The sequence below is a fragment of the Streptomyces sp. CO7 genome (assembly GCF_053474865.1).
Genome location: NZ_JBRIOU010000004.1, coordinates 245,844 through 254,117 on the forward strand (window position 1 = coordinate 245,844; position 8,274 = coordinate 254,117).

At 70.2% G+C, this 8,274-nt stretch carries 7 protein-coding genes; all 7 read right to left on the reverse strand.

All coding sequences use genetic code 11. The features are described from left to right. Positions 1-130 precede the first annotated feature (130 nt). The 7 genes from ACOV8S_RS13850 to ACOV8S_RS13880 all read right to left on the reverse strand — a co-directional run bounded on the left by ACOV8S_RS13850 (position 131) and on the right by ACOV8S_RS13880 (position 7,859). Positions 131-991, reverse strand: a complete 861-nt coding sequence (locus tag ACOV8S_RS13850; protein ID WP_448318119.1) for a thioesterase family protein — start codon at positions 989-991, stop codon at positions 131-133. 75 nt (positions 992-1,066) lie between these two features. After that, positions 1,067-1,744: a trimeric intracellular cation channel family protein gene (locus ACOV8S_RS13855; RefSeq protein WP_448318120.1), complete on the reverse strand. Its 678-nt coding sequence runs from the start codon at positions 1,742-1,744 to the stop codon at positions 1,067-1,069. A gap of 210 nt (positions 1,745-1,954) precedes the next feature. Next, a complete protein-coding gene (locus tag ACOV8S_RS13860) occupies positions 1,955-3,094 on the reverse strand; it encodes an ABC transporter ATP-binding protein (protein ID WP_448318121.1) in 1,140 nt (379 codons plus the stop codon). Next, complete coding sequence (locus tag ACOV8S_RS13865) at positions 3,091-4,113, reverse strand: ABC transporter ATP-binding protein (protein ID WP_448318122.1); 1,023 nt, start codon at positions 4,111-4,113, stop codon at positions 3,091-3,093. The genes ACOV8S_RS13860 and ACOV8S_RS13865 overlap by 4 nt, the downstream gene beginning before the upstream one ends. A gap of 6 nt (positions 4,114-4,119) precedes the next feature. Beyond that, positions 4,120-5,070, reverse strand: a complete 951-nt coding sequence (locus ACOV8S_RS13870) for an ABC transporter permease (protein ID WP_448318854.1) — start codon at positions 5,068-5,070, stop codon at positions 4,120-4,122. A gap of 8 nt (positions 5,071-5,078) precedes the next feature. After that, positions 5,079-6,083: an ABC transporter permease gene (locus tag ACOV8S_RS13875; protein ID WP_448318123.1), complete on the reverse strand. Its 1,005-nt coding sequence runs from the start codon at positions 6,081-6,083 to the stop codon at positions 5,079-5,081. Positions 6,084-6,191: 108 nt separating this feature from the next. After that, the gene (locus tag ACOV8S_RS13880) at positions 6,192-7,859 is read right to left on the reverse strand and encodes an ABC transporter substrate-binding protein (RefSeq protein WP_448318124.1); all 1,668 of its coding nucleotides are present in this window, start codon (positions 7,857-7,859) and stop codon (positions 6,192-6,194) included. Positions 7,860-8,274: the final 415 nt, after the last annotated feature.

Here is an 8,274-nt window from a genome sequence, read left to right on the forward strand (position 1 = left end):
ACCCCACCCCTTCCCGAAACCGGGGCTCCGCATCGGACCCCGGGCCCTGTTGAGCGAGCCGTCACGCCATGGGTGACCGCCTGCGCCCGCCCGGAGGGCGGGTGCGGGGTGAGGAACCGCGGACCCCAGGTCAGGCCAGGCGGGCGCGGGCGAGTTGGCGGGACTGGGCGACGAGGCGGCCGGCGGTGTCCCAGACCTCGGCGTCCTCCTCGAGGAAGCCGTGCGCGAGGTTGCGCGTGGTGATGGAGACCCGCAGCGGCCCGGGGGCCGGGCGGCACCGGATGTGGGCGGTGAGCTCCACCGTCGGCACCCACCCGGTGAGGCCCAGGTCGAAGGCGGTCGGCGGCAGCGCGTCCACGGTCAGCAGCAACGAGAACGGGTCGGCGTCCCGCCCGTCGGCGAGGCCGAAGTACCCGCGCACCTCGCCCTTGCCGGAGGGCGCGCCCAGCGCCCAGCCCAGCGTGGCGGGGTCCATCTTCATGAAGAGGCGGTCCGTGATGGCGGACGCGCCCGGCAGCGGCTCCGGCGAGTCGTCCGGCCCGAAGCACTGCTCGATGGGCGGGAAGGCCGGCGGCACGGCGCTGGTGCGGACGTCGTCGGGCAGCGAGTCCAGGTCGCCGTAGGAGGCGAGCACCCGGATCCGCTCGACCTCGTTGCCGTCCGCGTCCTGCTGGTAGAGGGAGGCCTGGCCGGTGGAGAGGGTGCGGCCGGTGCGGACCACCTCGGTGCGCACCACGGCGGGTCCCGGTGTGGAGGCCGTCAGGTAGTGCGCGGTGACGGAGAACGGGTCGGCGTGCGGCAGCGCGTCGGAGAGGGCGCGGGCCGCCACGGCCAGCAGGAAACCACCGTTGACCGCGTTGAAGATCGTCCAGCCGGCGGGCAGATCGATGTCGTACACGCCGGGCTCCCGGCGGGTGACCGTGCTGTCCCGGTCGAACTCGCTGTCACCGATCGTGGCCCGGGTCGCCTGGGCGGAGGCTGCATCTGACATGGGAGAACGATACCCCGTACGTTACTAAGCGGTAGCTTTCCCACCGCCGACAGTGACCCACCTCATACCGCGGCCTCAGACCGCGGCTTCCTCCGGCTGGACCTCCTTGACCGTCGACCGGCGGTGCCAGGCGCGCGGCGCCCGCCAGTGGAACCGCATGGCGAGCAGCCGGAGCAGGAAGGCGACCATGACGGCCAGCCCCAGGGTGGCGGGGGTGAGCGCGTCCAGCTTGATGCAGACCGCCGCCATCGCCGAGCCGACGATGGCCGGCACCGCGTACAGGTCGCGGTCCCAGCGCAGCAGCGAGGGCACCTCGTTGGCGAGCATGTCCCGCAGCACACCGCCGCCGACGGCGGTCGCCATGCCCAGCGTGGCCGAGGCGGTGAGCCCCAGGCCGTACTCGTACGCCTTGAGCGTGCCGGCCACGCAGAACAGGCCGAGGCCCGCTGCGTCGAAGACGTTCACCGCGGTCTGGATGCGCTCCACCTGGGGGTGGAGGAAGAAGACCAGGGCGGTGGCAGCCAGCGGCGTCAGGAAGAAGCCCAGGTCGGTGAAGGCGACCGGCGGCACGGCGCCGATCACCACGTCACGGATGAGCCCTCCGCCGAGCGCGGTGACCTCGGCGAGCACGGCCATGCCGAAGACGTCGAAGTTCTTGCGCACGGCGAGCAGCGCGCCGGATATGGCGAAGACGAAGATGCCGACCAGTTCGAGCGTGTGCTGGACGCCCGGGCTGAACAGTTGCGGGTACACCTCGACATTGTGCCCGGTATCCGCCGTCGACCTTGCATTGGAAGGTCCAGCATGCGAGATACCTGGAGTTCAATGCGTCACGTCCTCGGCCACGTGACCGGAGACGCGAACCGCGGACGGGAACCGGGGACCTGAACCGGACGCGCGAAGGGGGACGGCGCCCCGTGGACGCCGCCCCCCTTCGACCACCGGCCGGATCACCGGCCCGGCTCACTTCTTGCTGACGACCCCCGCGTCCGGGGCGTCCGGGGCGTCCGGCGCGGAGCCCGGCTCGTCACCCGTCGCCTGGGCCGGCACCGGCGCCGTCTCCGGCTCCGCGGGCCGCGCCGCCGCGACCACCTCGCCGCCGGTCCGCTCCAGCTCGCCCGCGGCGATCTCCGCCGCGAAGTGGCAGGCGACCCGGTGCCCGTCGCCCATGTCCAGCAGCTCCGGACGCTCGGTCGCGCACCGCTCCCGCGCCCAGGGGCACCGGGTGTGGAAGCGGCAGCCGGCGGGCGGGTTGGCCGGGGAGGGGAGGTCGCCGGTGAGCAGGATGCGCTCCCGCTTCTCCTCGACCTCCGGGTCCGGCACCGGCACCGCCGACATCAGCGCCTTGGTGTACGGGTGGCGCGGCTCGGCGTAGAGCGCGTCGCTCGACGCCTCCTCGACCAGCGCGCCCAGGTACATCACGCCGACCACGTCGGAGATGTGCCGGACCACCGCGAGGTCGTGGGCGATGACCAGGTACGTCAGGCCCAGCTCCTCCTGCAGGTCCTCCAGGAGGTTGATCACCTGCGCCTGGATGGACACGTCCAGCGCGGAGACCGGCTCGTCGCAGATGATCACGTCGGGCTCGAGCACCAGCGCCCGGGCGATGCCGATGCGCTGGCGCTGGCCGCCGGAGAACTCGTGCGGGTAGCGGGAGAGCGCGTCGGCGGGCAGGCCGACCTTGGTCAGGATGGCCTTGATCTTCTCCCGCCGCTCCTCACGGCTCGCGCCGATGCCGTGGGCGGCCATGCCCTCGGAGAGGATCGACTCGATGTTCTGCCGCGGGTTGAGGGAGCCCAGCGGGTCCTGGAACACCATCTGGAGCCGGCTGCGGAAGCGGCGCATCTCCTCCGGCGGCAGCTTGGCCAGGTCGGTGCCGTCGAGCACGACCTCGCCCTCGGTGATGTCGACCAGCCGCAGCACGGCCCGGCCCAGGGTGGTCTTGCCGCAGCCCGACTCACCGACCAGGCCGTAGGTCTGCCCGGCCTCCACCTTCAGCGACACTCCGTCCACGGCGTGCACATGGCCCACCACGCGGTCGAAGATCACGCCCTTCTTGACGGGGAAGTGGACCTTCACTCCGTCGAGTTCGAGCAGGCTCATGCGGGGACCTCCTCGGTCCGGAGATCGTCGGTTTCGCCGTTGCCGTGCAGCACCGGGTGCACGCACCGCACCTGGTGACCGGCGACCCGGGGCTCGCGCAGGCCGGGGGCGCCGCCGAGGCAGTCCAGCTCGTAGCGGTCGCAGCGCGGCGCGAAGGCGCAACCGTCGGTCCAGGCGATCCGGTCGTTGATGGAGCCGCGGACCGGGGTGAGCGGCTCGCCGCGGGGGGCGTCCAGGCGCGGGATGGAGCCGAGCAGACCGTTGGCGTACGGGTGCGAGGGGTGGGCGAACAGCTCACGGCGGGCCGCCGACTCGACGACCCGGCCCGCGTAGAGCACGTTGACCTGGTCGCACAGGCCGGCGACCACGCCCAGGTCGTGCGTGATCATCAGCAGGGCGGTGCCCTCCTGGTCGACCAGTTCCTTGAGCAGTTCCAGGATCTGCGCCTGGATGGTCACGTCGAGCGCGGTGGTCGGCTCGTCGGCGATCAGCAGCTCGGGGGCGCAGGCGACGGCCATGGCGATCATGGCGCGCTGCCGCATGCCGCCGGACAGCTGGTGCGGGAACTCCTTGAGCCGCCGCGTCGGGTCGGGGATGCCGACCCGGTCGAGCAGCTCGGCGGCGCGCTTGCGGGCGGCCTCGCCCTTCAGGCCGCGGTGGCGCTCCAGGATCTCGGTGACCTGGACGCCGATCGGGATCACCGGGTTCAGCGAGGACAGCGGGTCCTGGAAGATCATGGCCATCCGCCGGCCGCGCAGGTCGCGCAGCTTGCTGCGGCTCATGGTGAGCAGGTTGTCGCCGTCGAGGTCGGCGCGGCCGCCCAGCTCGACGCCCTTGGAGGGCAGCAGGCCCATCAGGGCGAGCGAGGTGACCGACTTGCCGCAGCCGGACTCGCCCACCAGACCCACGACCTGGCCCTGGTCGACCTGGAAGGAGACGCCGTCGACCGCGCGGTTCGTCCTGCGGCCGTGCGCTCCGGTGAACGTGACCGTCAGTTCGTCGACTGAGAGAAGTGGCATGGTGGATCAGCCTCGCAGCTTCGGGTCGAGGGCTTCCCGCATGGACTCACCGAGCAGGGTGAAGCCGAGGGCGGTGATGATGATGCCGACGGCCGGGAAGACGGCCATGAGCGGCGCGTTGTCGAAGAAGCGCTGCGCCGTCGAGAGCATCACGCCCCACTCGGGGACCGCGGGGTCGGGGTTGCCGAGACCCAGGTAGGACAGGGCGGCCGCCTCGATGATCGCGGTGGCCAGGGTGAGGGTCGTCTGCACGATCACCGGGCTCAGGGAGTTCGGCACGATCTGCGTGAGCACGATCCGGCGCTTGCGGATGCCGAGGGCCCGGGCGGCGAGCACGTAGTCGGCGCCGCCCTGCGCGAGCATCGAGCCGCGCAGCAGCCGGGCGAAGATCGGCACCTGCACGACGCCGACCGCGATCATCACCGTGGTCAGGGACTGGCCCATCACGGCGGCGACGGACACGGCGAGCAGCAGCGAGGGCAGCGCCAGCATCATGTCGATGAAGCGCATGATCACCGAGTCGAAGCGACGGCCGGCGTCCCCGCCGAGCGTGGCCGCGGCCCCGGAGACCCCGCCGATGAGCGCGCCGACGATCAGGCCGATCAGCGTGGAGACCACACCGACCAGCAGGGTCTGCCGCGCCCCGACCAGGAAGCGCGAGAAGAGGTCGCGGCCCAGGTGGTCGAGACCGAACCAGTTCTCGGCGCGCGGGTTGACGAACTTGCCCTGGTTGGGGAAGACCTCACTGCGCCAGGTCTGCGCGGTGGGTGAGAACGGGGCGACCCACGGGCCGACCACGGCGACGATCAGGAAGAGCAGGATGATCGCGCCGCCGATGAGCGCCATCTTGCTGCCCCGCAGCCGGCGCAGCGCCTCCTTCCAGAGGCTGGCGCCGCTGGTGGTCTCGTCCCGGGCGGTGAGCTCCGCGAGCCGCTGGATCTTCTCGGTCTTGGTCATACTCACGGTCAGTGCACCCGCACTCTCGGATCGATGAGGCTGTACGCGAGGTCCACCAGCAGGTTGATCAGGACGTACGTCATCGCGATGAACATGATGAAGCCGACCAGGACGGGGTAGTCACGGCCGTCGATGGCGGTGCGGATGAACTGGCCGATGCCGTTGAAGGAGAAGACGGTCTCGGTCAGCACGGCGCCCGAGAGCAGGGAGCCGGTGAGCAGGCCGCCCGCGGTGATGACCGGCAGCATGGCGTTGCGCAGCACGTGACGGCCGCGCACCACCTTGGGGTGCAGGCCCTTGGACTCGGCGGTGCGGACGTAGTCCTCGCCGAGCACCTCCAGGACGCTCGCCCGGGTCATGCGCACGATCACGGCGAGCGGGATGGAGGCGAGCGCCAGCGCGGGCAGCACCAGGTGCATGATCGCGTCCCAGGTGGCGTCGAACTCACCGGTGAGGAGGCCGTCGAGAGTGGCGAACCCGGTCACGTCGGTGGCGTTCAGGCCCGTGGAGAGGCGGCCGTAGCTGGGGAACCAGCCCAGGTGGACGGCGAAGACCTGCTTGAGCAGCAGGGCCAGGAAGAAGACGGGGATGCAGATGCCGATCAGCGAGCCGGAGACGGCGCTGACGTCCAGCCATCCGCCGCGGCGCTTGGCGGCGAGGTAGCCCAGCGGAACGCCGATGGCGACGGCGATCAGCATGGCCAGCAGCGACAGTTCGACGGTGGCCGGGAAGCGGAGGGTGAACTCGTCCCACACCGGCTGTCCGGTCTGCACCGAGGTGCCCAGGTCCAGCTCCACGATGCGCTTGAGGAAGCGCCAGTACTGGACGTAGAGCGGCTGGTCGAGGCCCAGCAGCCGGTTGATTCTCGCGACCTCGGCATCGGTCGCGCGCTCGCCCAGGATCGCTGAGGCGGGGCCGCCGGGAAGCCGGTTGAGCCAGATGAAGAGCAGGACCGACAGGCCCAGCAGCGTGGGTATGAGCTGGAGCAGTCTTCGTGCGACGAGACGCAGCACCGCGCATGCCCCTTTCTGACGTACGTGTTGCCTGATGGACGCGTCCGCCCGGCCGCCTTGGGTGCGGCGGCCGGGCGGAGCGGGGATGCGGTGCCTGGGTACCGCGGCTTACTTGAAGGAGACCTCGGCGAAGTTCTCCTGCGTCAGCGGCGACACCTTCGGCGGGACGACGTTCTTGCCGAACGCGATGGCCGGAGGCGAGGAGGAGACCGGGAGACCCGGCAGGTACTCCATGATCGCCTCGTTGGCCTTCTTGTAGGCCTCGGTGCGCTCGTCACCGGTCAGCGTGGAACCGGCGTTGACGGTCTCGAAGAGCTTCTTGTCCTTGAAGCCCCACTGCTTGTCGTACTCGGCGAACCAGGTGCCGATGAAGTTGAAGCCGTCGTTGAAGTCACCGGTCCAGCCGAGCATGTGCAGCGCGCAGGAACCGGCCTCGGTGGCGTCCAGGTAGTCCGGGGCCCACTTCATCGGCTTCGGGGTGACGGTGATGCCGGCCTTCTCCAGGTCGGCCTTCATCAGCTCGAACAGGTCCTGCGGGGCAGGCATGTACGGGCGGGTGACCTCGGTCGGGTAGCAGAACTCGATCTTGAGCTTCTCCTCCCCGGCCTTCTTCAGCAGGTCCTTGGCCTTCGCGGTGTCGAACGGGTACTGCTTCACCTTGTCCGAGTAGCCCGCGATGGTGTCGGGCATGAACTGCGTGGCGACCTTGCCGCCCTCGGGCAGCTGGGTGGAGACCAGGTTCTGGCGGTCGACGGCGTGCGCGATCGCCTGGCGGACCTCCTTCTTCTTCAGGGCCGGCTCGGCCCCCTGGGACATGCCCACGTAGAAGAGGTTGAAGACGCCACGGGTCGGGACCTGGAAGCCCTCCTTCTCGAGGGTCTTCACGTCCGCGGGCGCGACCAGGTCGTAGCCGTCGATGTCACCGGCCTGGAGCGCCTGACGACGGCCCTCCTCGGTGTCCAGCGTACGGATGACGATGTTCTTGACCTTGGCCTTGTCGCCCCAGTAGTCGTCGAAACGCTCGAGGGTGACTTCCTTGTTGCCCTTGTTCCAGCCCTTGATCTTGTACGGGCCGGTACCGGCGACCGTGCCGGCCTTCTGGCTGTACTCGGGGTACGTGATCGCGTCGCCCTTGGCGGTCGCGTCCTGCTTCTCGTACTCCTTGATCGCCTTCGGCGAGTGGATCGCCAGGGCGTTCAGCGAGAAGCCGCCGGGGAGGTTGGCGGTCGGCTTCTTCACCTCGATGACGGCGGTGTTCTCGTCCTTCGCGGTGCAGGACTTGTAGTTGGCCTCGGGGGCCTCCTTGTCCTCGTTCTTGGCGAAGCCGCCCATGACGGTCTGCCAGTAGTAGGACACCGCGCTGGACTGGTAGGTGCCGGCCCAGTTGAACCAGTGGTCGTAGTTGGCGCACACCGCGGCGGCGTTGAACGCCTCGCCGTCGTGGAACTTCACGCCCTTGCGGAGGTTGAAGGTCCAGACGGTGCCCTCGGGGTTGCTCTCCCAGGTCTCCGCCAGGCCGCCCACCAGCTTGCTGCCGCCGGACTCGTGCTCCAGCAGGGCCTCGAAGGCCTGGCGGGTCACGCGGAACGTCTCGCCGTCGCTGGCGAGCGCCGGGTCGAGCGAGCTCGGGTCGCCCGGGGCGCCGAAGACGAAGGTGTCCTTGGCGCCGTCGCCGGAGCCTTCATTGTCGCGCTCGCTCGTGCACGCCGACGCGATCATTCCGACCGCCAAGGCGGCCGTTATCGCCCGAGCGACGCGGGATTTGACTATGCGCATACGGGGCCACTCCGGGGTTCACTGGTGGGTGCCTGCTGACCGATCGAACATTACTCAGGGCTCTACGCGAGGAGAACAGTCCGCATAGTGGTGATACCTAGCTGAGATCTGAACAGCTGACGAACCCGGCAAATCACCTGTAGCAGTGGGCCGTTCAGGGGTCGCGTTACACGCTGGAAACGTCCGGGATGTCGCCCGCGAGCTGCACGAACGCGCCGGTTCCCCGGCCGTGCGCACGAGTTGCCGGGCGTCCCGCGGCCCGAGGGACCGGCGGCCCGGACACCGGGCCGAACACCCGGCTGTCTCACGGCAGACACCCCAGGCCGGCGGAGCCCGCCGAACGCAGAGGCCGACGCCGACGGCGATGCCGGCGCCGACTGGGCGGGGAAACGGCGGGCTCCGCCGGCCTGGGGTG

Excerpts from the sequence above, each read along its gene's own strand:
- ACOV8S_RS13865 (WP_448318122.1), bottom strand. The coding sequence starts at position 4,113 with ATGCCACTTCTCTCAGTCGACGAACTGACGGTCACGTTCACCGGAGCG.
- ACOV8S_RS13870 (WP_448318854.1), bottom strand. The coding sequence starts at position 5,070 with ATGACCAAGACCGAGAAGATCCAGCGGCTCGCGGAGCTCACCGCCCGG.
- ACOV8S_RS13880 (WP_448318124.1), bottom strand. The coding sequence starts at position 7,859 with ATGCGCATAGTCAAATCCCGCGTCGCTCGGGCGATAACGGCCGCCTTG.
- ACOV8S_RS13860 (WP_448318121.1), bottom strand. The coding sequence starts at position 3,094 with ATGAGCCTGCTCGAACTCGACGGAGTGAAGGTCCACTTCCCCGTCAAG.
- ACOV8S_RS13850 (WP_448318119.1), bottom strand. The coding sequence starts at position 991 with ATGTCAGATGCAGCCTCCGCCCAGGCGACCCGGGCCACGATCGGTGAC.